The following is a 23,131-nucleotide window of genomic DNA, read 5'->3' as shown; positions in this document are numbered from 1 at the left end:
AGAGAGATAAGTCAAACACGCCTGGGTCCAACTCATGCCCCGCGAACCGCACTTCACGCGGATGGCGCCGTAAAGACCGACAACATGACAAAGGCCCGGATCCTGTCGGATCCGGGCCTTTGTCTTTTCAGTAGCGGGGACAGGATTTGAACCTGCGACCTCTGGGTTATGAGCCCAGCGAGCTACCGAGCTGCTCCACCCCGCGTCGTTGTGTTGAAACAGTACCACGACGCGCGGGGTGGAATTTCTCAGCTGCCCTGGTCAGTGCCCTTCTCGTCGGCCTTGTCGGCCGTATCGGCACCGTCGGCGTCACTGCCCGGCGCGGGCTGAGCGGCGGCGGCCCGCTGAAGGGCGTTCTCCAGATCCGCCTGCGCCTTGCCGTAGGCGGTCCAGTCCTGCTTCTGCAGCGCCTCCTGGCCCGCCGTGTACGCCTTCTGGGCGTCCGCGATGGCCTTCTTCAGCGCGGCGTCCCCGGTGGCCGGAGGCTCCGTCGTGTCGCCCGGTGGCTCCGTGGGCTCCGTCGGCGGCGTCGTGCCGGAGTCCTCGACCCCGAAGACCGCGTTGAGCGCCTCACCGAGACTGTTCTCGAACACGATCTTCGACCCGTACGAGGCGGCCACCTTGCGCAGCAGCGGGTAGTTCTGCGTGCCACCGCGCGTGTACACCGGTTCGATGTAGAGGAAGCCACCGTCGAGCGGCACGGTCAGCAGATTTCCGTACTCGATGTCGGAGTCGGTGCCCTTGAGGTTTCTCACGAACTCGGCGACGTCGTCGTTGCCGTTGAGCTCACTCTGTACCTGGCCCGGGCCCTTCACCGTGGTGGTGACTCTCAACAGCCGCATGGTGCCGTAGTCCTTGCTGGCCGCGTCCGCGTCCACCGCCATGAACGCCCCGAGGTCGGGCCGCCCCTTCGGTGTGAACGTCGTGGTCAGCGAGAACTTCTGCGTGTCCTGGCCCGGCATCTTCATGCTCAGGTAGTACGGCGGAACGGCCCCGGGCTCCTTGTTGGTGGGGTCGTCCGGCACCTGCCAGGCGTCACTCCCGCTGTAGAACTGGGCGGGGTCCTCGACGTGATAGCGCGTGAGCAGCTCCCGCTGGACCTTGAACAGGTCCTGCGGGTAGCGCAGATGGTCCATCAGCTCGGCGGGGATGTCCGCCCGGGACTTCACGGTCCCCGGGAACGCCTTGCGCCACGTCTTGAGAACCGGGTCCTTGGTGTCCCACTCGTAGAGCTTGACCTTGCCGTCGTAGGCGTCGACGGTGGCCTTCACCGAGTTGCGGATGTAGTTGACCTGGTTCTGCTGGGCGACGACCGCACGCTGGTTGGTGGTCAGCGAGTCGGCCGTGGTGTCCCCCAGCGTCGTACGCGAGGCGTACGGGTAGCCGTTGGTCGTGGTGTAGGCGTCGACCACCCACTGGATCCGGCCGTCGACGACCGCCGGGTAGGCGTCGCCGTCGATGGTCAGCCACGGAGCGACCGCTTCGACGCGCTCCTTGGGGGTGCGGTTGTACAGGATCCGCGAACCCTCGCCGATGGCTCCCGAGTACAGGATCTGCGGCTCGCTGAAGGACACGGCGTAGGCGGCACGGTTGAACGCGTTGCCGAGGCTGACGCCGCTGTCGCCCTTGTAGCTGGTCGTCTTCTCGCCGTCCTCCTCGTAGTCGAGCTCCTTCTGGGGCCCGCCGACGATGGAGTACTGCGTGGTCTTCTCGCCGTAGTAGATCCGCTGCTCGTACTTGCCCAGCTGGCCACTGGCCGGCAGCCCCGACTCGGTGAAGTCCGGCGAGCCCGCCGGGTTCGTTCCCGTCGTGGTCCCCCGGGCCGCGATCGCGCCGTAGCCGTGGGTGTACGTGAAGTGGTCGTTGATCCAGTTCCGCTTGGGCAGACCTTCGAGGTTGAGCTCCCGAAGGCCGATGACGGTGTCCTGCTCCTTGCCGTCGGGGCCCTTGTAGCGGTCGACGTCCAGCGTCTTGGGGAACTGGTAGTAGTTCCTCTTCTGCTGGAGCTGCTGGAAGGCCGGGGAGACGACGTTGGGGTCCATCACCCGGTAACTGGCCGCCGCGTCCGCGTCGGTGCGCAGCTTGGCGTCGTCGGTCTCCGTGCTCTTGCCCGTGTAGTCGTCGACCTGTGCGTCGTCGATGTCGTAGGCGTCCCGTGTCGCGTCGATGTTCTTCGCGATGAACGGGGCCTCCTTGGCCTGCTCGTTCGGCTGGACCTGGAACTTCTGCACGATCGCCGGGTAGAGCCCGCCGATGAGGATCGCCGAGAGCACCATGAGCCCGAAGCCGATCACCGGCAGCTGCCAGGTGCGACGCCACAGCGTCGCGAAGAACAGCACGGCGCAGATCGCGGCGATGCAGAAGAGGATCGTCTTCGCCGGGAGGTAGGCGTTCGCGTCGACGTACCGCAAGCCCGTCCAGTTGTCCGTCGCCTTGAAGTCGCTCGACTTCACCGCCAGCCCGTACCGGTCGAGCCAGTACGCCACGGCCTTCAGCGAGACGAAGATGCCGAGCAGCACCGACAGATGGCCGGTGGCCGCTCCGGTCGCGCGCGCGCCCGGGCTGGTGATCCGCAGTCCGCCGTACAGGTAGTGCGTCAGCGCGGCGGCGATCAGCGACAGCACGGCCGCCGCGAAACCGAAGCCGAGCATGAAGCGGTACCACGGAAGGTCAAAGGCGTAGAAGGACACGTCCAGCTTGAACTGGGGGTCCTTCTGGCCGAAGGGCACACCGTTGACGTACATCAGCCAGGTGCGCCACTGGCCCGAGGCGGACGCCCCGGCGATCAGCCCGACGAGCGCGGTGATCGCGAGCAGCACCCACTTCTTGTACGGGGCGACGCTCATCCGGTAGCGGTCCAGGCTCTGCTGTTCCAGCGACATCGCGCTCAGCGGCGGCCTGAGCCGGTGCGCGAGCCAGATGTTCACGCCGACGGCGACCGCCATCAGCAGTCCGAAGACGAGGAACAGTCCGATCTTGGTCCACAGGGTGGTGGTGAAGACGGACGAATACTCGACCGACCTGTACCAGAGCCAGTCCGTCCAGAACCCCGCGAACATGACGAAGGCCATGGCGAGCACCGCCAGGACACCCAAAGTCATGAGCAGGGTACGGACGCGCCGGGACGGGCGGCCGACTCTGATCCGTGGCCCGGTCGGGCCTCCGCCGCGGTCCGGCATCTGGAAAGCCAACGTGCGCACCTCGAAGTTCGCGGTCGTGTGGAGCAGGCCCAGCGATCGTAGAGCCCACCTATGCAACTTACTGAGGCTTTACCTAGTTCCCGTTACCGGGGCGGAAGGAGGCAGGATATTGACCATGCCCAACGTTTCCCCCTCCGGCCCTCCGATGGCCGCGAGCCCCCTGACTGTCGCCGTACTCGAAATCGACGCCTATGCCGCCAACCTCGGCTGGGACCAGCCGGCCCGGCTCTTCGCCCTGGTCGACACCGCCCGGCTGCGCGTCCAGGAGCCCGGGCTCGCCGCCCAGCTCGGCCTGGACGACGCCGCTTCCACGACCGCGTCCCTCACACCGATCGAGCAGGACGAGCTCCCCGCCGGCACGGCGCTGGACGAGTTCCTCGCCACCATCGCCTGGCCGGACGCCGTGGTCGGGTGTGCGATGACCGTGGAGCGGCTGATGCTGCCGCCGTCCGCCGAGGCGTCCGTGCCCGAGGGGATGAGTGACGCTCAGCTGACCAAGTGGGTCGCCAAGCACCCGGACCGCCAGGAGGTCCGGATGACGGTGGCGGTGCTGCGCGACGGCTCGCGCGACTCGGCCGTGCGGCTGCGGGAGAAGGACTCCCCCACCGAGGTGCTGACCGGTGCGGGGCTCGTTCCCGGGCTGGCCGAGGCGCTCGCCGCGACCTTCGAGTCCTGACCCTCGCGTTCCCGGTCCCCCGGTCCCGGTGCTCCCGGCCCGGTGGGACCGGCCCCGCGGGACCGGCCGTCAGCTCGCCGAGCAGCTCGGCAGACCGGCTGTCTTCCCCGCGCGGATCTTGTCCAGCGACTTCTTCGCGTCGTCGAGGTTCTTCACCCGCACCAGCGTGAGACCGCTCGGGATGTCGGACGCGGCTGCGGCGCAGTTGTCGTCGGGGGTCAGGAAGTACCGGGCTCCCGCGTCGCGGGCGCCGACCAGCTTCATGTTGATGCCGCCGATCGGGCCGACCTTGCCGTCGTCGTCGATCGTGCCGGTGCCCGCGATGAACTTCCCGCCCGTCAGGTTCCCCGGGGTCAGCTTGTCGATGATGCCCAGGGAGAACATCAGGCCGGCACTGGGGCCGCCCACGTCGGCGAGCTTGATGTCGATCTCGAACGGGAACGTGTGATCCGTCCCGGCCTGGATGCCGACGATCGCCCGGTTCTCCTTCGGAGCCTTCTCCGTGGTGATGACGATCTTCTCGGTCGAGCGGGGCTGCCTGCCCGCCTTCTCGGCGGCAGCCGCTTCCTTGGCCGGGACGATCGTGAAGGTGACGTCCTCGCCGGGCTTGTGCTTGGTGACCAGCTTGGCGACGTCCTCGGGCTGCTTGACGGCCACGCCGTCCACCGCCTTGATCACGTCACCGGCGTGCAGCTGTCCCTGCGCGGGGCTGCCCTTGATGACGGTGGACACCACGACGCGGGACGAGACGGGGATGTCCATCTCCTTCAGAGCGGCGACCTTCGCGCTCTCCTGGGACTGGCTGAACTCCTCGGCGTTCTCCTGCGTCGACTCCTCTTCCGTCTTCCCGTCCGGGTAGAGGGTGTCGTGCGGCACGACCACGCTGTCGTGGGCCAGCCAGCCGTAGACCGCCTCGACGATGTTCATCTCGTAGTCCGCGCCCGTGACGCGGACCGTCGTCATGTTGAGATGCCCCGTCGTGGGGTAGGTCTTGCGGCCACTGATCTGCAGGACGGGCTCGCCACGGGCTTCGCCCAGCGTGTTCACGGTAGGCCCCGGCGACATCTCGGAATACCGCACGGGAATCAGCACGCCTGCGCAGAGCAGCGCGATGAGGATGAGGGTGGAAGCGAGCATCGTCGCGGTGCGGCGTGGCATGGAACGACAGTACGGGAACGGCCTGTCAGTGCACCGCCGGGGCCGGTCCGTACGAGGAGGACGGCAGGGCCGCGGGATGCGTCACGCGGCGGGATGCGGGGTCATACGGCATCGGATCCGGAGTGCGATTTCTCCATCGCGTCACGGAACCTGGCGTAGCCGGCGAGTTCGGAGACGTCGCCGGTCGTGCGGTTACGCGCGGCCCAGCTTCCCCATATCGCAGCACCAACAGCAGCGAAAAGTGGAATCAGCAACCAAGCAAGTGCCGCCATTACGACCTCCCTACCCCATGAGTGACCGCAAGTGACCGATCAGCAGATTAACGATCCGGAAGGCCAACGCTCATGGCAGGGGGGCGGTTACGCAAATCGGGGCTGATCCTCCCCGGCGCGGTTTGCGGTCAGCAGGCTCCCACCCACTCCTCCGTGCCGTCCGAGAAGCGCTGGTGCTTCCAGATCGGAACCTCGTGCTTGAGGTCGTCGATCAGCTTCCGGCAGGCGTCGAACGCCTCTCCCCGGTGGGCGCAGGAGACGGCGACGACCACCGCCAGATCGCCCACCTCCAGTTCACCCACACGGTGGACGGCCGCCAGTGCGCGGACCGGGAACTCGGCGACGACCTTCTCGGCCACCTTCCGCATCTCGTCCTGCGCGGAGGGGTGGCAGGAGTAGCCGAGTGCGCCGACGTCCTGCCCTTCGTCGTGGTTGCGCACCGTGCCGACGAAGAGCGCGATGCCGCCGGCCGCGTCGTCCCCCACGGCTCTGAAGATCTCGTCCACCGAGAGTGGCGTGTCGCGGATCTCCAGCAGCCGGATGGGGTCGAGAGCCGCCTGCTCGCCGGGGTGGTCATGGGTGCGTGCCATGGGGTCCATGGTGCCGCACCGCACTGACATCGCGGAATAGCGTTTTCGACCGGCGGGCCGCCGGCCGCCTTGGAGCCTCCTACAGCCGCCCGCACCGGCCCGGCGCAGGCCCCGCCGACTCGGGTCTTTCGTTCGGATCAGCCCCGCGTGACCCGAACGAAGGGCCCAGACGAGAGGCCCTGGGACAGGGCCTAGATCCGGCGGCGTGCCTTGCGGGCGCGCCGCACGAGGGCGGCGGTACCCAGCAGGGCGACGGTCGCACCGGCCGCACCGGCCGCTGTGGCGTCCTTGCGGCCGAGCCGGCGCCCGGCGAGGGTGTGACGGCCCTCGACCTCCTCCAGGAGCGCTCCGAGGACCTCCTCGTTGGTCCACTTGGGCCGCCATCCCGCATCGTGCAGCCGGCTCACGCTGACCACCCAGGGGTGCATCGTGTACGCGAGGTCGCCCGCCGGGGAGGGGGTGAGGCCGATCCGGTGGAGCCGTGCCGCCGCGCCGAGGGCGACGGCGGAGGGGAGCTCCATGCGACGCACGCCGCTGAGCTCCTCCACCTCCTGCTGCTCCAGCCACCCGTCGCAGCCGACCGCGAACTCTCCGTCGATCTTCTCCAGCGCGGCGTACTCCAGGGCCGTGACCAGGTCGTCCACGTGGCAGAACTGCCAGGTGGGACGTGATCCCGCGACGACCAGGAGCCGCGGCGACTCGAAGTAGCGGGTCAGCGCCGTGTCCGTACCGCCGACCAGGACGGTGGGTCGCACGACGGTGACGTTGAGTCCGGGGTGGGCGCGCGGGGCCCGTCTGCCGAGCCGTTCGATCTCCAGCAGGTCCCCGACGCCGGTGGCCTCGGCCGTGGCGCGCAGTTCGGCGTCCTCGGAGAGCGGGATGTCGTTGTCCGGCAGGGCCCCGTAGACCATCGCCGAGGTGCACAGCACCACCCGGTGCACGCCCACCGCCGCGGCGGCCGTGAGCACCGTCTGCGTACCGCGCACGTTGTACGCGGTCCGGGCGGCGGGGTCGGTCTCCAGGTCGAGATCGAGCGCCAGATGCACCACGACGTCCGCGCCGCGCAGCTTCTCCGCGATGGCGGGGTCACGTACGTCCAGGATGTGCCAGGTCGCCTCGGAGACGTCTCCCCGGCGTTCGTCGATGGCGATGACCTGCTTGATCTCGTCGGATGCGACGAGATGGGCGGTGAGGAGTTCACCGACGCCGCTCGCGGCTCCGGTGACCGCGACGACGGGGCCCCGGCTCTTGGAGCGGTTCTTTTCGGGCTTGCTCTCGGACGATGGGTCGGCCAGGTTTCGCGCTGCGCGAACCTGCGGATCTGGGGAACTCACCGGGCGTCTCCAGCGGTTGTCTTCAGTACGTACCCGAATGACGCGTACGTACCAGGTGGCGTCCATCCTGCCGCAGGCCGGGAGCCGGCGGAGCACTGAGGCCCTAAGCGGGCTTGGTGTCTACGCTGGATGGTGATGTCGGGCAGTCGCCGTCGGTTCGAGCCGGCGGCCCTACGAGCCGAGGAAACCCGTGAGTGACACCCCATTCGGATTCGGCCTTCCGCCGGAGGAGCCGGAAGACGGCGACGAAGGCAAGAAGAAGGACCCCACCGGAGGTGGCCAGGGTCCCGGCGGCCCGGGCAACCCGTTCGGCTTCGGCCCCGGCGCGGGCGGTGACAATCCGTTCGCAGCCATGTTCGGTTCGATGAACCCGAACGACCTGGGTGCGGCCTTCCAGCAGCTCGGCCAGATGCTCAGCTACGAGGGCGGTCCCGTGAACTGGGACATGGCCAAGCAGATCGCCCGCCAGACGGTGTCGCAGGGCACTCCGGACGGCACCAAGGACGCGAGCGTGGGTCCCGCGGAGCGGACGGCGGTCGACGAGGCGCTGCGGCTGGCCGACCTCTGGCTGGACGGCGTGACCTCGCTTCCGTCGGGTTCGGTCTCGACGGTGGCGTGGAGCCGCGCGGAGTGGGTCGAGGCGTCCCTCCCCGCCTGGCAGCAGCTGGTCGACCCGGTGGCCGAGCGTGTCGGCCTGGCCATGGGCGACGTCCTGCCGGAGGAGATGCAGGCCATGGCCGGCCCGCTGATCGGCATGATGCGGTCCATGGGCGGCGCCATGTTCGGGCAGCAAATCGGGCAGGCCGTGGGCGTGCTCGCCGGTGAAGTGGTCGGTTCCACGGACATCGGGCTGCCGCTGGGCCCGGCCGGCAAGGCCGCGCTCCTTCCGTTGAACGTCGAGCAGTTCGGCAAGGACCTGGGCGTCGCCCAGGACGAGGTGCGGCTCTACCTCGCCCTGCGCGAGGCGGCCCACCAGCGGCTCTTCGCCCATGTGCCGTGGCTGCGCTCCCACCTCTTCGGTGCGGTCGAGGCGTACGCGCGCGGCATCAAGGTCGACACCAGCAAGCTGGAGGACGTCGTCGGCCAGTTCGACCCGACGCATCCCGAGCAGCTGCAGGACGCCCTCCAGCAGGGAATGTTCCAGCCGGAGGACACGCCGGAGCAGAAGGCGTCGCTGGCCCGCCTGGAGACGGCGCTCGCGCTGGTCGAGGGCTGGGTGGACGCGGTGGTCCACGAGGCCGCCAAGACCCGTCTGACCTCGGCGGACGCCCTGCGCGAGACCCTGCGCAGGCGCCGTGCGTCCGGTGGCCCCGCCGAGCAGACCTTCGCCACGCTGATCGGACTCCAGCTGCGTCCGCGACGGCTGCGGGACGCCTCGCGGCTGTGGGCCTCGCTCACGGACGCACGGGGTGTCGACGGCCGTGACGCGTTGTGGGAGCACCCGGACATGCTGCCGACGGCCCATGACCTGGACGACCCGGACGGCTTCGTCCATCACGAGCAGATGGACTTCTCCGAGCTGGACAAGATGCTCGGTGAGGCCGCCAAGGGACCGCAGAAGCCCGCCTCCGCCGCGGACGGCGCCGACGAGCCGGGTTCCGAGGACAAGGACGGCAAGGACAGCAAGGACGACACCGACCAGTGAGCCTGCACGACGACGCCGTCCTCGTACTGAAGAGCTGCACATCAGGCGACGACACCGCGCAGGACGACCTGCGTCAGGTCTACCTCGACCACCTCGCACAGCATCCGGACGGCATGTGGAAGGCGTGCGAGGCCGGTCATCTGACCGCCAGCGCTCTGGTGATCGACGCCGAGCGCGGCCGGGTCCTGCTGACCCTGCACAGGAAGCTGCAGATGTGGCTCCAGATGGGCGGGCACTGCGAGCCTCAGGACGCCTCCCTGGCCGCCGCCGCGCTGCGTGAGGCGACGGAGGAATCCGGGATAGAGGGCCTGACGCTGCTGCCCGGCGGGCCGGTGCGGCTGGACCGGCACCCGATTCCGGCGCCCTGCAACTGGCACCTGGACGTGCAGTACGCGGCACTCGCCCCGGCCGGCGCCACCGAGCAGATCAGCGACGAGTCGCTGGACCTGCGGTGGTACGCCTACGAGGAGGTCGCGGCCGTGGCCGACACCTCGGTCGTACGGCTGCTGGAGGGCACCCTGGCGGCGCTGGAAGAGCGCCACCGGCCGTAAGGCGGCACGACCCCGCTATCGCGTAAGGGGCGGTCTCCTGAGAGACCGCCCCTTACGCGATACCGCTGCCCGATGATCAGTTCCAGGCGTTGTTCTGGTTCTGAGCGTGCGAGCCCTGCTGGCCGACTCCGAACTGGGCACCGACGCCCTGTCCGATCCCGGCATGCTGCGGGGGCATGACCTCGCTCGGCTGGACGAGGGCGAAGCCCTGCCCGAGGAAGCTGAGCTCCCAGCCCTCGCCGGTGTTGCCGCGTCGCCGCCGGACTCCTGAGGAGTGCGTCTGCGCCTGCATCTGCACCCGCAGCGAGCTGGACCAGGCCACGATCGCGTCGGCGTCGACGTTCACGTACTTGTCCGGCGTCACCTGCATCATCAGAGGCTGGCCGGAGGTCATCAGCGCGACCTTGCCGGAGCCGGAGATGTTGAGCTGGTACTTCCCGGTGCCGGAGATGCCGTACTGGCTGTCCACCGCGATGACCTCGGTGTGCAGCGTGGAGTCGAGGGCGAGGACATAGGCGCTGTCCACCGTCATTCCCTCGTGGTCGACGTCCACGACGTGGATGTACTGGGCGAGGTTGGCCAGGTAGACGGTGCCCTGCCCCGTGCAGCGCATCAGGTCGAGACCCTCACCCGTGTTCGCACGGGCGCGCCGCTGCCCCTGGGAGCGGTACTCGCCGTCGAACTCCATCAGGCCCTGGTACGCGACCATGGCCCCCTTGCGGGCGAGGATGTCGTCGTGACCGGTCAGCGAGACCCGCAGGAGCTGCGGGTTCTGGATGGTGTACCGGTCCTGGGACTGCTGCTCGGTGTGAGCGAAAAGCGGACTCTGCATGGTGTTTTCTCCTCCCCCTCAGTTCCGGATCCGCAGGCGGTCGGTACTGTCCTCGCTCGGCTGGACGACGACGATGCCCTGTCCCGAGAAGGCCATCTGGTACGCCTCACCGCTGCCCCGCCCGATGAGCGAGGACGCCTTGAAGCTGCGCTTGCCCTTCACCTTCAGGTTCGGGGACCACGCGACCAGCGCGTCCGGGTCGACGTACGTCTCGTCCTCGCCCCGGCCGCAGTCGACGACGATCGGCGTGCCGCGGGAGGTGATGGCGACCCACCCGGTGCCCTGGATTCCTACGTTCCACAGGCCCTGGCCGGCGAACTTGGCAAGCCCCTTGACCCGCTCGACACCCCAGGTGAGGTGGGCGTCGAAGGCGAGAAGGTTGGTGCCGTTGACCGAGAGGGAGTCGTTGTTGAGGTTGATGACGACCACATCGGCGCCGTAGTCGGCCAGGTAGAGAAGCCCGTCGCCCGCGCACTTCATGATGGGTGCGCCCTCGCCGGTGACCCACTGGGAGGCGGCCTGCCGGACTGCGGGCGGATTGGGTTCGTACTGGATGAAGCCCTCGTACGCCACCATCGAGCCGGTGCGTGCGTACAGGTCCTGGCCCGAGGCCATGGCGACCTTGAGCATCGTGCGGCCGTGATTCTCCATCCGGGCCGTTACGGGGGTCGGGGCGAAGCCCGCGAGTTGCTGGTTCATGACGGGCTCCCTCACACCTCGTAGGGCTGGACGACGATGAAGTTTCCGGGGGCTCCCCGGAACTGGAGGTTCACGGTCTCTCCGCTGTGTCCCGGATACGCGTTGCGGCGCAGCCTGACCTGGCTGGAGAGGATCACCTGGGACGCAGAGGACCAGGCCACGACGGCGTTGCAGTCGGCGAACGTGGTCGGGGTGACCGGCAGGACGACGGGAACACCATGGGTCTTCACGACCACGGTGCCGGTGCCCTGGAACTGCATGGTGAACAGGGCGCCGCCGGGGATGCCGTGGCCCTCGATCCTGCGGACCTCGTACTGGAGCGACTCGTCGAAGGCGAGAACGCTCTCGGCGGAGACACAGATGCCGTCGCCCTGCAGCTCGATGGGATGCAGGTGCGAGCCCTCCTCGGCGAGGAAGACCTGGCCCCGGCCCGTACAGCGCATCAGCTGCATTTCCTGACCGGTGGCGTTTCCGACCACACGACCCGCGAAACCCGCGCTCTTGTAGCCGAAGTCGACCTTGCCCTGGTACATCACCATGCTGCCCTGACGGGCCAGCACGGGGTTGCCACCCATGGTCAGGTCGACCCGCATGAGCTGCTGGTTCTGCGGGGTCCAGCGCTGGCCGGTCGGCGTCTCCTTGTAGAGCTGGAGAGCCGCCTGAAGACCGGCACCGCCCTGCGGGACACCCTGGGGCACGCCCTGCGGCATGCCGGGAGGCTGCTGCCCGTAAGGGGCGGGAGCCGGCTGGCCGAACGCGGCCGGAGGCTGCTGCCCGTACGGAGCGGCGGGTGGTGCGGCCTGCCCGGGCACCTGTCCGAACTGCGGCTGCTGCGGCTGTCCGTACGGGGACGGAGCCGGCGGTGCCATGGGCGCCGCCATGGTCGGCGCGGAATGCATCGGCTGCTGCGGCGCGGGGGCCGGGGCGGCAGGGGCTCCGAAGGCGGGTGCGGGCTGCGGGGCCTGCGGAGCCGGGGCTCCGAAGGCGGGGGGCGCGGTCGCCTGGGCGGGCGGGGCGAACGACGGGGCGGCTGCCGGCGGGGCGGCCGGGGCTTCCTCCGCGACCTCGCCGCCGAAGTTCTTCAGCAGCGCGTCCAGGCCACCGTCGAAACCCTGGCCGACGGCGGCGAAGCGCCAGACGTCCTTGAGGTAGAAGTCGCCCAGCATCACGGCGCGCTCGGTGGTGAACTCCGAGCCGGTGAAGGCGTACTTCACCACCTCTTCGCCGCCTGCCACGATCCGGATGTATCCGGGTCCGACTTGCGACATCTGTCCCGCACCGTCGAGAGTCGCGGTGAACGACAGCTTGTGGATGTTCGCCGGAATGCGGTCGAGCGTGACGCGGAACGACTCGGTGTCACCGGACTGTGCGCCGAGCAGCTGAATGGACTCCTCGGGCGACTTCGGCTGGTTGAAGAAGATGAAATACCGGTCGTCCGAGAGCTGCTCATTGGCATCGAGGCCGAAGCAGCTGATGTCGAAGGTCAGTCCGGGGCCCGCGATCTGCACACCTACGTACAGATCCGTCCCGGGCGTGAGGTCACTGATCTTGGCCTTGTGGCCGCGTTGGAATTCCCTGGCCATGCGTAACGACCGTCCCCCATCCCGAATGTGAATGCGTCGCGTCAGGCTAACCGCAAACGGCGACAACGAGCCAAGTCGGTACACACCCGGTACAGAATCACCGAACGTCACTCCTCACGTGCGGCGGGCAGGTGCGGAAGCCGGTCGGCCGCCACGACGCCCTCGAGATAGCCCCGGGCCCGCTCGGTGCGGGGATACGCCTCCAGCAGCCGCCAGAATCGCGGACCGTGACCGGGGACGAGCAGATGGGCCAGCTCGTGGACGAGCACGTAGTCGACGACGTACTCCGGCATCCCCTGCAGCCGGTGCGAAAGCCGGATGGATCCCTCGGCCGGAGTGCAGGAGCCCCATCGCGTGTTCTGGTTGGTCACCCACCGCACGGACGCGGGCCGGGCACGGCCCGCGAAGTACTGGGCGGACAGGCGCTCGGCGCGCTCGGCCAGCTCGCTGTCGCCGATGACCCGCTTGCTCTCCTGGGCGGCGAGTTTGTCGAGCATCACGCTCACCCAGCGCTGCTCCTCCGCCTCCGACATCCGGGCGGGGATCAGCACGATGGTGCGGTCGCCCTCGCGGTACGCGGAGACCGTTCTGTTACGCCGGGCACTCCTGCGGACCTCGACCGCGCTCGTCGCGGAAGCGCGGGGCGGGCGGGCAGCCGCGCTGCGCTGACTGCTTCCGGCGCTGCGCGCGGGGATCTCCCCGGCCAAGCCGGGTGACGGTTCGGCGGGCACGCCACGACGTTACCCGCTGTCAGTGGCGGAAGTCCCGACTCCGGAACCGGAGACGGCGATCCGGTCCACGGCATGCACCATTTGAACGACTAATACCCCCCGCCTGTGGAGAACTTTCCGCAGACTTCGCGCCGCCACCGCATTCTGGCAAAGGATCTTCACAGCGAACGGGGAGAAGTAGTCATGCATCCGATGCTCAAGCCCGCACTGCGCCGCGCATGGCGCGAACGTAACACCGTCCAATTCGGAGTGACCCCTGCCCACGCGGTGACGCTCGGTCCCGTGGATATTGCCACCGGGAGCTTTCTGGAACTGCTCGACGGCACGCGGGGGCTGCAACTCCTTCACGAGGAAGCCCGGTCGCTGGACCTTTCGGACCGTCATGTGGACGTGCTGGTAGCGCGCCTGACGGAGGCGGGGCTGCTCGACGATCCTCGGGGAGGCGGCCCGGAGGCCGATGCGTTACGCGCCCGGGCGGACACCCTGGAGCGGCAGCGCCCTGATCTCGCGTCACTCTCCGTCGTGCATCCGGAACCGGGCAGCGCGCTACGGCGGCTCGCGGCCCGGCGCGCCATGCACGTCCAGGTGCGGGGTGCGGGGCGGGTGGGCGCCGTGATCGCGTCGGTGCTCTCCGGGGCGGGGGTGGGCCGGGTCGAGGTGCTGGACGGGGGGCGCGCCGAGCCCTGGGACGTCGCCCCCGGAGGGCTTCCGGCATCCGCGGTCGGAGAGCGGAGGGACTCGGCGGCCCGTCAACTCGTACGCCGGTCCGCCGTGGGCGGGACCCCGCGGGCCGCGGAGACGACCGGGGCGCCGGCAGGCGGCGAACCGGGCCTGTCCCTGATCGTGGTCGCCCCGCGGGACGGCCTCTCGGCGTACGCCCCCGATCCCGCCACCGCCGCCCCGTGGATCGCTTCGGGAAGTCCCCATCTCTACGCGGGTGTGATCGAGGCCACAGGTGTGGTCGGCCCGCTGGTGCTGCCGGGCGGTACGGGGTGCGCGGGCTGCCTGGCGCTGCACCGCGCCGATCGTGACCAGCAATGGCCACGGATGCTGGCGCAGTGGCGCTCCGGTCGGCGCAGCACCGTTCCGGCCTGCGAAGTGGGCCTGGCGACGGCGGTGGCGGGGCTCGCGGCGGCGCACGCGCTGTCCTTCCTCGACGGAGAGTTGCCCGCCAGTACGGGTGCCCGCTGGGAGGCCGCGATGCCGCTGCTGGACTGGCGGTCGGAGCAGTTGGGCCCCCACCGCGACTGCTCCTGCGGCGCGGCTGGGCACACTGAGGGGGAGCTCACCTCCGAGGCGGGTGCCGTACACGACACAATGGCCGGGTGACCGCTGTCGACGGCAACGCCGACGACCCACGCGGCACGGTCTGGGAACTGGAGGGGCACATGTCTGATCTTCCCCGGAAGGCGGTCACCCGTACCGCCAAGCTGGCCGCGCTGCCGCTCGGCTTCGCCGGCCGTGCAACGTGGGGCCTGGGCAAGCGGATCGGCGGGAAGTCCGCCGAGCTGGTCGCCCGCGAGGTGCAGCAGCGCACTGCCGATCAACTCTTCCGCGTCCTCGGCGAGTTGAAGGGTGGTGCGATGAAGCTCGGACAGGCGTTGTCCGTCTTCGAGTCGGCCCTGCCCGAGGAGGTCGCGGGCCCCTACCGGGCTGCGCTCACCAAGCTGCAGGAAGCGGCGCCGCCCATGCCCGCGCGCACCGTGCACGCGGTATTGGAGGAGCGGCTCGGCGAGGACTGGCGGGATCTTTTCCTCTCGTTCGAGGACAAGCCGTCCGCCGCCGCGTCGATCGGGCAGGTCCACCGCGCCGTGTGGCACGACGGACGTGACGTCGCGGTGAAGGTGCAGTACCCGGGCGCGGGCGAGGCGCTGCTCTCGGATCTGACCCAGTTGAGCCGTTTCGCCCGGCTGTTCGGCCCGCTGGTCCCGGGGATGGACGTCAAGCCGCTCATCAAGGAACTGCGCGAGCGGGTGGCGGAGGAACTGGACTACGGCCTGGAGGCGGAGTCCCAGCGGCAGCACGCGGCGGAGTTCGAGGACGATCCGGATGTGGTCGTCCCGGGTGTGGTGCACCAGTCCGAACAGGTCCTGGTGTCGGAGTGGATCGACGGCATTCCGCTGGCCGACGTGATCGCCGAGGGCACGGTGGAGCAGCGGGACCGGGCCGGCCAGTTGCTGGCGCGCTTCCTCTTCTCGGGTCCGGCGCGTACGGGTCTGCTGCACGCCGATCCGCACCCGGGCAACTTCCGGCTGCTGCCCGCCGCCGAAAGCGATGGCGAGGACGGCCCGGAGGGGGACGGCCTGGACGGCGACCCCGAGCAGTGGCGGCTCGGAGTGCTGGACTTCGGCACGGTGGACCGGCTGCCGGGCGGGCTGCCTCAGACCATCGGCGACTCGCTGCGGATGACGCTGGAGGGCGACGCCGAAGCGGTGTACGAGCTGCTGCGCGGAGCGGGCTTCGTCAGGGAGTCGATCGAGCTCGCGCCGGACGCGGTGCTCGACTACCTCCTGCCGATCATCGAGCCGGCGCAGGTGGACGAGTTCACCTTCACCCGTGGCTGGCTGCGCGCCCAGGCGGCCCGGATCGCCGATCCTCGCTCCCCCGCCCATCAGCTGGGCAAGCAGTTGAACCTTCCGCCGTCCTATCTGCTGATACACCGCGTGACGCTGAGCACGATCGGGGTGCTGTGCCAGCTGGGTGCGACCGTGCGTCTCCGGGACGAACTCGAATCATGGCTCCCGGGCTTCGTGGCCGAGGCCGTGGCCGAGAACGAGGACGAGTGGGAAGAGGACGAGCAGGCTGTCGAGCAGAAGAGCGCGGCCGTCGAGGCGTAGGGCTGGGAGCGGGGCCGGAGACGGTGCGCCTTCGAAGGAGGCGCACCGTGGTCACCACCAGGTGGAGTCGAGGCGGCTCTCGATGGCCCTGATGTGGGCGCGGGCGCAGTCGTCGCACAGGTAGTGCCGGCTGCCGTTCTCCACGGAACAGCTCCAGGTCGGCGGTGCGGTGCCGTCGGGGGCAGCGGTGCCGCACCGGGCGCACACCACATGCTCGGCACCCGGCTGTACGGGCTGAGTCTCCTCGTCCACCTGGTGACGATAACGCCGTGGGCGCTGTGCGGCGCGGCACAACGCACCGCGGGGCCGGCCTGTTCGGACCGGCCCCGCGGAGGGGGTGGCTGCTCGCCGGGCAGAGCGGTTGCCCGGGCAGCGGTGTTCTTTCGGGGCGGGGCCCCGGGGTCTCCTCTGCGGAGTCCTTAGTGCATGACCGCCATGGCCAGCGCGCGGCGGGCACGCATCGAGGCGCGCTCCGCACGGCGGTGCATCCGCCGGGCGGCGACCAGGCGCACGGCCTGTCGGTCCGCCTCGGCCTCCCTCAGGCGGTCGTTCATATGCGCACGTGCCAGGGCTTCTGGAATGAGTTGCATCTCGCGGGTCCTGTTCTGACGCGAGTCGTTCGCGCCGATGATCGTGACGTTCGGGGTTGCGGAGCCGATGGGCTCGCTCGTGGGGGTGGTCATTGGTGCCTGATTTCGGGGGTCATGGGTGTGGGGACGGTCGATCGTTCCGATGCGCTTCAGTCGTGCGGGGGCGGGAACCCCCAGGCCGGCGGTCACGCCGCGACCGGGTTCTTGCGCGGACGGCCACGCGGACGCTTGCGGGCGACGACGACGCCCTGGACGAAGAGCTCGCCGCCCCAGACGCCCCACGGCTCGCGCCGCTCCTTGGCACCGGCGAGACACGCCTCGACGAGCGGGCAGGTCCGGCAGAGGGACTTGGCGTACTCGACATCGGCCGGCGACTCGGCGAAGAAGACCTCGGGGTCGTACGAACGGCAGGGGACGGGCACACCGAGGTTCTCGATGGCGTCGTCGAGCGCGGTGAGCGCGGTGAGCGGGATCAAGGTGGAGTCCTCCGTGAGGCCGGGCGGGGAGATCGTGTCGGAAGGCGGTACGGACGGGGCGTGCGTGTCGAGTTGCACGGTGGTGGTGTCCTCGTCTGGTCGTGCCGGCCTGTTGGCCGGTTGGCGGCTGGTACCAGGTGCTGCTTGTCCCGAGGCTCCTTCGTCACGTCTCATCCCGTTCGGACAAAACAAAAGGGCCGCGGATCCCGAGTGGGGTTCCGCGGCCCTGAAGGCGCCGGCCTGATTCTCGATCAGGCTGGATCGCTCCAGGGTTCAGGCCCACGGAAGGCCCACATCGTGTGGTGCTGCGTCGTCTGCTTCTTGGCTCCGGCACCGACGGCCGCAAAGGCATAGGCCGGGGCCTGTCCCTTCGCTACTGCTGCTGCCGGTGCCTCGATCGGTCGCTCATTGCGCTCCCGCATCACGGGCAGGAGAGCGGCCGGAGACAGCGGGCGAGCGGCGGAAATGCCGGACAGACCGGTGCCACGAAGCACGGATTCCGAAGAGCAGGCGAGGCCGAGCGAGTACGCGGAGACGACCGAGAGATCGGTCATTTTGCTGGTGCTGATGATGCTGATCACAGGAATCGCCTCCTCTCGGCGTCTAGGGGGACCGGCCGGGACCGGTCCTGCGTATTCGGATAAGTACAGCACGGAATCAGGGCTTCAGAGAAGTCGCTGTTCCCGTGGTTAAGAACCTATGGTGATGACTGGGGCAGGCGCAAACTATTTTTTCGACGAGTTTTTCTCACACCTCGTCCTCGCCGTCCCCGGCCTCCTCACCCACTGCCTCACCTGCGCAGATGGCCAGCACGTCGGCGCCGAACCGGGTCAGCTTCCGGTTACCGACACCGGCGATGGTCACCAGCTCGCCCTCGCTGGCCGGCACCGCCTCGGCGATGGCCATCAGGGTCTTGTCCGTGAAGACGCAGAAGGCGGGCTGGCCGATCTCCTGGGCCTGCACGGCCCGCCAGTCGCGCAGCCGCTCGTACAGTGCCTCGTCCATGTCGGACGGACAGTCCTCGCAGCGCATCAGTTTCATCGCACCGGCCTCGGTGAGAGTCCTGCCGCAGACCCGGCACCGCACGGGGCCGCGGCGCTTCCGCTTTGCCGCCGCGTCCGGGCCGCTGCCGCCCGTCCCCGCCCACTGACCGGACCCACGGTCGATGCCTCCGCCGCCGCCCGTGCCACCACGGGTTCCGAGCGCCGCCGAGCCCGGCCGGAGGCCGTTCAGGAAGCGCGTGGGCCGTCGGCCGCCGCGGCCACCGGGCGAACGGGAGAGCGCCCACGACAGGGTGAGGTGGAGGCGGGCGCGGGTGACTCCTACGTACAGCAGGCGCCGCTCCTCCTCGACCTGTTCGTCGGTCTTGGCGTAGGTGATCGGCATCATGCCCTCGGTCAGCCCGACGAGGAACACGGCGTCCCACTCCAGGCCCTTCGCCGAGTGCAGCGAGGCCAGCGTGACGCCCTGAACGGTGGGGGCGTGCTGGGCCGCTGCCCGCTCGTCGAGCTCGGCGACCAGATCGGAGAGGGTCGCCCCCGGTTTGGCCTGTTCGAAGTCCTCGGCGAGGCGCACCAGGGCGGCGAGCGACTCCCAGCGGTCCCGCACCGCGCCGGAGCCGGCCGGCGGCCGGCTGGTCCAGCCCTTCGTGGAGAGCACCGCCCGCACCTCGGAGGGCAGCCCCTCGGCCTGGTCGAGCAGCGAGTCGTTGCCCCCGGCGCGCGCCGCGCCGCGCAGGGCCATGCCCGCTTCCCTCACCTCCGCGCGCTCGAAGAAGCGCTCCGCGCCGCGCAGCTGGTAGGGCACGCCCGCGTCGGCCAGCGCCTGCTCGTAGACCTCGGACTGGGAGTTGACCCGGTAGAGCACGGCGATCTCGCCGGCCGGGACGCCCGCGGCGATCAGATCGCGGATGCGGCGTGCGGTGCCCTCGGCCTCGGCGGGCTCGTCCGCGTACTCCGTGTAGGCCGGGGCGGGGCCCTTGTCGCGCTGCGAGACCAGTTCGAGCCGGTGCTCGGCGGCCCGGCCCCGGGCCTGGCTCAGCAGCCCGTTGGCGAGGTGGACGACCTGGGGCGTGGAGCGGTAGTCCCGGACCAGCTTGACCATCGTCGCGTTGGGGTGGCGGGTACGGAAGTTCAGCAGGTGGTCGGGGGTGGCTCCGGTGAAGGAGTAGATGGTCTGGCTGGCGTCCCCGACAACGCACAGGTTGTCGCGGTCGCCGAGCCAGAGGTCCAGCAAGCGCTGCTGGAGCGGGCTGACGTCCTGGTACTCGTCGACCACGAAGTGCTGGTACTGGCTGCGGACGTGGTCCGCGATGTCGTGCCGGTCCTGGAGGATGCCGACGGTGAGGAGCAGCACGTCCTCGAAGTCGATCACCGAGCGGTCGCGCTTGAGCTGCTCGTACATCGAGTAGATCTGGGAGAGCTCGGCCGGGTCGCGCGGAGCGTCCCGCTGGGTCTTCGCGACCGCTGCCGGATAGTCGGCGGGCACCGTCTGGGTGACCTTGGCCCACTCGATCTCGCTCGTCGCGTCCCGCAACTCGTTGCGGTCGAGCCTGATCCCGCAGCGGGCCGCGGCCTCGGCGACCAGCTGGACCTTGCGCTCGACGAGACGCGGCAGCTCGCCACCGACTGCTTTCGGCCAGAAGTACTGGAGCTGGCGCAGCGCCGCGGAGTGGAAGGTTCGCGCCTGTACGCCGGTGGCGCCGAGCTGGCGGAGGCGGCCCCGCATCTCTCCGGCCGCACGGTTGGTGAACGTGACGGCAAGCACGGTCGTCGGCTGGAGTATCCCCGCACGCACCCCGTACGCGATGCGATGAGTGATCGCGCGCGTCTTGCCCGTACCGGCTCCGGCCAGCACACACACGGGTCCGTTCAGAGCGGTGGCGACCTCGCGCTGCTCCGGGTCGAGCCCGTCCAGCACGGCGTCCGGGGACTCGGGGACCTGTGGGAAGAGGGTGGAATGCGTTGCTGCTGTCACCCCGCCATGCTGCCAGGTCGCAGGGGGCCCGCGCGGAGGTTGTCCACAGGGGTGAACGATCCGTCGTACTAATCCCCGCCGGCCCCCTCGCCGACCTCGGTGATCCACAGGCCCCGATCCCGGTCGGGGCACCGATTCCCGGGGTGCGGCGGGAATGGGGGACGGGGTCACGTACGTTCCCTTGCGTGCGGGAACGCACAATCTCAGCTTTACAGCGAGACGGACGAGACAGAGGAGCGCGAGACATGCAGGGCACTGTGACGATGTACAGCACCACATGGTGCGGCTACTGCCGTCGCCTCAAGGGTCAGATGGACCGCGAGGGCATCGCCTACACCGAGATCAACATCGAGCAGGACCCCGAGTCCGCGGCGTTCGTCGAGAAGGCGAATGGCGGAAACCAGACGGTGCCGACCGTGCTGTTCCCCGACGGTTCGACCCTGACGAACCCCTCGCTGGCCCAGGTCAAGCAGAAGGTCGGCGTCTGACCCGCCTGCGCGTCCGTGCCGAAAAGCCCCCGCCGAGGCGGGGGCTTTTCGCTGCGCCGGTGCGTCGGCGCGGGTGGGTCAGACCGTGCTGCGCGGCCTCGGGAGCGGCTTGCCGTACCAGAGCTCGATGAGCCGGGCGGCGATCGAGATGCCGAAGGGCGGCATGACCTCGCCCGACTCGAAGGCGGCCGTCAGGTCCTCGCGGGAGAACCAGCGGGCCTCCTCGATCTCCTCGCCGTCGACGTTGATCTCCGACGTGGTGGCCCGCGCCATGAAGCCGAGCATCAGGCTCGACGGGAACGGCCAGGGCTGGCTGGCGATGTACTCGACCTCGCCGACCGTGATGCCCGCCTCCTCGAAGACCTCGCGCGCCACCGACTGCTCGATCGACTCCCCCGGCTCGACGAAGCCCGCGAGCGTCGAGAAGCGGCCTTCGGGCCAGTGCACCTGGCGGCCCAGCAGGGCCCGGTCCTGGTCGTCCGTGACCAGCATGATCACCGCGGGGTCGGTACGCGGGTAGTGCTCGGCGCCGCACGCCTGGCAGCGGCGGATGTGGCCGGCCGCCGCGATGACGGTGCGCTCGCCGCAGCGGGAGCAGAAGCGGTGCAGACGCTGCCAGTTCTCCAGGGCCACCGCATGGACCATGAGTCCGGCGTCCCGTGCGCCGAGCAGGAGCCCCGCCTCGCGCAGACCAGCCGGGCGGGCCGACTGGTCCATGCGGCCGGGCAGGGAGTCCTTCTGGAGCGCGAAGTAGCTGACGCCTTCCTCGTCGGTACCGAGGAAGTAGCGGTGAGTCTCGGTGACCGGTGCCTCGAACGCCTGGGTCATCACGATCTCGGTGCCGCCGTCGGCCGTGTCGTCGATCAGCACCTGGCCGCCGGACACGACGAAGACCCTGGTCGTCGGGTGGCTCCAGGCTGCGGCCAGCCATGCCTCGTCGAGGCGGTGGTGGGCGGCGCGGTCGATGCCGCTCGGTGCGGTGAGACCGATGGGTCGGTCTGCGGTCGCGTTGTCGAAGGTGCTCACAGGTGCTTCCTACTCCCCCGGGATGGATCGGGTGCCACGTGGTCTCAGCGGAGTGCCGCGGCCAGCTCGCCCCACAGATGGGCGGCGGTCTCCACACCCTTGAAAAGGAGGTCGATCTCGACCTTCTCGTCGGGGGCGTGCCAGCCGTCGGACGGTACGGAAATGCCCAGGAAGAGAACGGGCGCGCCGAGCACGTCCTGGAGGTCGGCCGCGGGGCCCGAGCCGCCTTCACGGGTGAAGAGGATCTTCTTCCCGAAGGCGCGGCCCATCGCACGGGTCACCGCCTGGAGGGCGGGGTGGTCGAGCGGAGTCAGACACGGCCGGGTGGCGGGCGAGAAGGTGATGCGGTGGCGGATGCCCTGCGGGATCTGCGCCTCGGCCCACTTCCGTACGGACCGCTCGATGTGGTCGGGGTGCTGGCCGGCGACCAGCCGGAAGCTGAGCTTCACCAGTGCGGAGGACGGAATGATCGTCTTGCTGCCGGCGCCCTGGTAGCCGCCGCCGATGCCGTTGACCTCGGCGGTGGGGCGGGCCCAGATCCGCTCCAGGGTGGAGTAGCCCGCCTCGCCCGACGCGGCCTGCGACTTGGCCGTGCGCAGCCAGGTGTCCTCGTCGAAGGGCAGCTCGGCGAAGAGGGCCCGCTCGGTGTCGGTGAGCTCGGTCACACCGTCGTAGAAGCCGGGGACCGTGACGCGTCCGTCCGCGTCGTGGAGCGCGGCCACGAGGCGGGCCACGGCGGTCGCGGGGTTGGGCACCGCGCCGCCGAACGAGCCCGAGTGGATGTCCTGGCCGGGGCCGTGCAGCTCGATCTCGCACTCCGCGAGGCCGCGCATGCCGGTGCAGACGGTCGGGGTCGTCTCGTCCCACATGCCGGTGTCGGAGACGATCACGGCGTCGGCTGCGAGCCGGGCGGCGTGCTGTTCGGCCAGGGCGCGGAAGTTCGGGGAGCCCGACTCCTCCTCGCCCTCGATGAGGAGCTTGAGGTGGACGGCCGGGGTGGAGCGGCCGGTCGCGGCGAGGTGGGCCCGGACGCCGAGTGTGTGGAAGAACACCTGGCCCTTGTCGTCGGCCGCGCCCCGTCCGTACATCCTGCCGTCGCGGATCACCGGTTCGAACGGGTCGGTGTGCCAGCCGTCCTCGCGGGCCGCCGGCTGCACGTCGTGGTGGCCGTAGACGAGGACGGTCGGGGCGTCCGGGTCGTCGCTCGGCCACTCCGCGAAGACGGCGGGGGCGCCGGGCGTCTCCCAGATCTCGGTGACCGGGAAACCGGTCTCCCCGAGCTTGGCCGACAGCCACTCCGCACTGCTCCGTACGTCCCCGTCGTGCTCCGGCTGGGCGGAGACGGAAGGGATGCGCAGCCAGGCCGCGAGGTCTTCGAGAAAGGCCGCGCGGTGCGTCTCCACGTACGTACGGACGGCGCTGTCCGGGGTGTCGCTCATGGCCTTGAGCCTAGTGCCTCGCCCAGGG

At 69.7% G+C, this 23,131-nt stretch carries 21 protein-coding genes and 1 tRNA gene; 6 read left to right on the top strand and 16 right to left on the bottom strand.

The window, feature by feature from the left end; genetic code table 11:
- Positions 1-131: 131 nt before the first annotated feature.
- Together OG230_RS23735 and OG230_RS23730 are read right to left on the bottom strand one after the other, a co-directional pair.
- Positions 132-205, bottom strand: a tRNA-Met gene (locus tag OG230_RS23735).
- A gap of 43 nt (positions 206-248) precedes the next feature.
- On the bottom strand, positions 249-3,179 hold the full coding sequence (locus OG230_RS23730) for a UPF0182 family membrane protein (protein ID WP_328911506.1): 2,931 nt from the start codon (positions 3,177-3,179) through the stop codon (positions 249-251).
- 136 nt (positions 3,180-3,315) lie between these two features.
- On the opposite strand from OG230_RS23730, the gene OG230_RS23725 reads away from it, so the two are divergent.
- On the top strand, positions 3,316-3,876 hold the full coding sequence (locus OG230_RS23725; protein WP_328905741.1) for a PPA1309 family protein: 561 nt from the start codon (positions 3,316-3,318) through the stop codon (positions 3,874-3,876).
- A 69-nt stretch (positions 3,877-3,945) separates the two neighbouring features.
- Here the strand turns inward: OG230_RS23725 and OG230_RS23720 are convergent, their stop codons facing one another.
- The 3 genes from OG230_RS23720 to OG230_RS23710 all read right to left on the bottom strand — a co-directional run bounded on the left by OG230_RS23720 (position 3,946) and on the right by OG230_RS23710 (position 7,230).
- Entirely contained in the window at positions 3,946-5,034 is a 1,089-nt protein-coding gene (locus OG230_RS23720) for a YlbL family protein (RefSeq protein ID WP_328905740.1), read from the bottom strand.
- Between the two features lie 400 nt (positions 5,035-5,434).
- Positions 5,435-5,896, bottom strand: a complete 462-nt coding sequence (locus OG230_RS23715; RefSeq protein WP_328905739.1) for a molybdenum cofactor biosynthesis protein MoaE — start codon at positions 5,894-5,896, stop codon at positions 5,435-5,437.
- Between the two features lie 191 nt (positions 5,897-6,087).
- Positions 6,088-7,230 (bottom strand): SDR family oxidoreductase, encoded by a 1,143-nt coding sequence (locus OG230_RS23710; protein ID WP_328905738.1) that lies wholly within the window; start codon positions 7,228-7,230, stop codon positions 6,088-6,090.
- Between the two features lie 190 nt (positions 7,231-7,420).
- Between OG230_RS23710 and OG230_RS23705 the strand changes: the two genes are divergently transcribed.
- Both OG230_RS23705 and OG230_RS23700 read left to right on the top strand, forming a co-directional pair.
- On the top strand, positions 7,421-8,875 hold the full coding sequence (locus OG230_RS23705; RefSeq protein WP_328905737.1) for a zinc-dependent metalloprotease: 1,455 nt from the start codon (positions 7,421-7,423) through the stop codon (positions 8,873-8,875).
- A complete protein-coding gene (locus OG230_RS23700) occupies positions 8,872-9,426 on the top strand; it encodes an NUDIX hydrolase (protein ID WP_328905736.1) in 555 nt (184 codons plus the stop codon). Before OG230_RS23705 ends, OG230_RS23700 begins: the two co-directional genes overlap by 4 nt.
- A 76-nt stretch (positions 9,427-9,502) precedes the next feature.
- Here the strand turns inward: OG230_RS23700 and OG230_RS23695 are convergent, their stop codons facing one another.
- From OG230_RS23695 to OG230_RS23680, 4 genes are all read right to left on the bottom strand, one after another.
- Positions 9,503-10,258 carry an AIM24 family protein gene (locus OG230_RS23695; RefSeq protein ID WP_328905735.1) on the bottom strand — a complete coding sequence of 252 codons (756 nt, stop codon included), beginning with the start codon at positions 10,256-10,258 and terminating at the stop codon, positions 9,503-9,505.
- Between the two features lie 18 nt (positions 10,259-10,276).
- Positions 10,277-10,957: an AIM24 family protein gene (locus OG230_RS23690; protein WP_328905734.1), complete on the bottom strand. Its 681-nt coding sequence runs from the start codon at positions 10,955-10,957 to the stop codon at positions 10,277-10,279.
- An 11-nt stretch (positions 10,958-10,968) separates the two neighbouring features.
- Complete coding sequence (locus OG230_RS23685) at positions 10,969-12,540, bottom strand: TerD family protein (protein WP_328905733.1); 1,572 nt, start codon at positions 12,538-12,540, stop codon at positions 10,969-10,971.
- Between the two features lie 107 nt (positions 12,541-12,647).
- Positions 12,648-13,271 (bottom strand): M48 metallopeptidase family protein, encoded by a 624-nt coding sequence (locus OG230_RS23680; protein ID WP_328905732.1) that lies wholly within the window; start codon positions 13,269-13,271, stop codon positions 12,648-12,650.
- A 183-nt stretch (positions 13,272-13,454) separates the two neighbouring features.
- On the opposite strand from OG230_RS23680, the gene OG230_RS23675 reads away from it, so the two are divergent.
- Positions 13,455-14,600 carry a ThiF family adenylyltransferase gene (locus OG230_RS23675; protein ID WP_328905731.1) on the top strand — a complete coding sequence of 382 codons (1,146 nt, stop codon included), beginning with the start codon at positions 13,455-13,457 and terminating at the stop codon, positions 14,598-14,600.
- A 59-nt stretch (positions 14,601-14,659) separates the two neighbouring features.
- The gene (locus tag OG230_RS23670) at positions 14,660-16,108 is read left to right on the top strand and encodes an ABC1 kinase family protein (protein WP_328911505.1); all 1,449 of its coding nucleotides are present in this window, start codon (positions 14,660-14,662) and stop codon (positions 16,106-16,108) included.
- Between the two features lie 51 nt (positions 16,109-16,159).
- Here OG230_RS23670 and OG230_RS23665 read toward each other — a convergent pair whose 3' ends face one another.
- From OG230_RS23665 to OG230_RS23645, 5 genes are all read right to left on the bottom strand, one after another.
- Complete coding sequence (locus OG230_RS23665; protein WP_328905730.1) at positions 16,160-16,360, bottom strand: hypothetical protein; 201 nt, start codon at positions 16,358-16,360, stop codon at positions 16,160-16,162.
- A gap of 167 nt (positions 16,361-16,527) precedes the next feature.
- Positions 16,528-16,887, bottom strand: a complete 360-nt coding sequence (locus tag OG230_RS23660) for a hypothetical protein (RefSeq protein WP_328905729.1) — start codon at positions 16,885-16,887, stop codon at positions 16,528-16,530.
- Positions 16,884-17,252: a WhiB family transcriptional regulator gene (locus tag OG230_RS23655; protein ID WP_328905728.1), complete on the bottom strand. Its 369-nt coding sequence runs from the start codon at positions 17,250-17,252 to the stop codon at positions 16,884-16,886. Before OG230_RS23655 ends, OG230_RS23660 begins: the two co-directional genes overlap by 4 nt.
- A 173-nt stretch (positions 17,253-17,425) precedes the next feature.
- Positions 17,426-17,755, bottom strand: coding sequence for a hypothetical protein (locus tag OG230_RS23650; protein ID WP_328905727.1), 330 nt, complete (start codon positions 17,753-17,755; stop codon positions 17,426-17,428).
- Positions 17,756-17,921: 166 nt separating this feature from the next.
- Positions 17,922-20,150 carry an ATP-dependent DNA helicase UvrD2 gene (locus OG230_RS23645; RefSeq protein WP_328905726.1) on the bottom strand — a complete coding sequence of 743 codons (2,229 nt, stop codon included), beginning with the start codon at positions 20,148-20,150 and terminating at the stop codon, positions 17,922-17,924.
- A gap of 245 nt (positions 20,151-20,395) precedes the next feature.
- Here OG230_RS23645 and OG230_RS23640 point away from each other — a divergent pair, with 245 nt between their 5' ends.
- The gene (locus OG230_RS23640) at positions 20,396-20,638 is read left to right on the top strand and encodes a mycoredoxin (RefSeq protein WP_328905725.1); all 243 of its coding nucleotides are present in this window, start codon (positions 20,396-20,398) and stop codon (positions 20,636-20,638) included.
- Positions 20,639-20,716: 78 nt separating this feature from the next.
- On the opposite strand, the gene nudC is transcribed toward OG230_RS23640, so the two are convergent.
- Both nudC and OG230_RS23630 read right to left on the bottom strand, forming a co-directional pair.
- Positions 20,717-21,664, bottom strand: a complete 948-nt coding sequence (nudC, locus tag OG230_RS23635; protein ID WP_328905724.1) for an NAD(+) diphosphatase — start codon at positions 21,662-21,664, stop codon at positions 20,717-20,719.
- Positions 21,665-21,708: 44 nt separating this feature from the next.
- Positions 21,709-23,103, bottom strand: a complete 1,395-nt coding sequence (locus tag OG230_RS23630) for a dipeptidase (RefSeq protein WP_328905723.1) — start codon at positions 23,101-23,103, stop codon at positions 21,709-21,711.
- Positions 23,104-23,131 lie beyond the last annotated feature (28 nt).

It is taken from the genome of Streptomyces sp. NBC_00234, from assembly GCF_036195325.1.
Lineage (GTDB): Bacteria > Actinomycetota > Actinomycetes > Streptomycetales > Streptomycetaceae > Streptomyces.
The sequence above is the reverse complement of the archived record's forward strand: the minus strand, read 5'-3'. Positions and strand labels throughout refer to the sequence as shown.

Excerpts from the sequence above, each read along its gene's own strand:
- OG230_RS23730 (WP_328911506.1), bottom strand. The coding sequence starts at position 3,179 with ATGCCGGACCGCGGCGGAGGCCCGACCGGGCCACGGATCAGAGTCGGC.
- OG230_RS23725 (WP_328905741.1), top strand. The coding sequence starts at position 3,316 with ATGCCCAACGTTTCCCCCTCCGGCCCTCCGATGGCCGCGAGCCCCCTG.
- OG230_RS23720 (WP_328905740.1), bottom strand. The coding sequence starts at position 5,034 with ATGCCACGCCGCACCGCGACGATGCTCGCTTCCACCCTCATCCTCATC.
- OG230_RS23715 (WP_328905739.1), bottom strand. The coding sequence starts at position 5,896 with ATGGCACGCACCCATGACCACCCCGGCGAGCAGGCGGCTCTCGACCCC.
- OG230_RS23695 (WP_328905735.1), bottom strand. The coding sequence starts at position 10,258 with ATGCAGAGTCCGCTTTTCGCTCACACCGAGCAGCAGTCCCAGGACCGG.
- OG230_RS23690 (WP_328905734.1), bottom strand. The coding sequence starts at position 10,957 with ATGAACCAGCAACTCGCGGGCTTCGCCCCGACCCCCGTAACGGCCCGG.
- OG230_RS23685 (WP_328905733.1), bottom strand. The coding sequence starts at position 12,540 with ATGGCCAGGGAATTCCAACGCGGCCACAAGGCCAAGATCAGTGACCTC.
- OG230_RS23675 (WP_328905731.1), top strand. The coding sequence starts at position 13,455 with ATGCATCCGATGCTCAAGCCCGCACTGCGCCGCGCATGGCGCGAACGT.
- OG230_RS23670 (WP_328911505.1), top strand. The coding sequence starts at position 14,660 with ATGTCTGATCTTCCCCGGAAGGCGGTCACCCGTACCGCCAAGCTGGCC.
- OG230_RS23640 (WP_328905725.1), top strand. The coding sequence starts at position 20,396 with ATGCAGGGCACTGTGACGATGTACAGCACCACATGGTGCGGCTACTGC.
- OG230_RS23630 (WP_328905723.1), bottom strand. The coding sequence starts at position 23,103 with ATGAGCGACACCCCGGACAGCGCCGTCCGTACGTACGTGGAGACGCAC.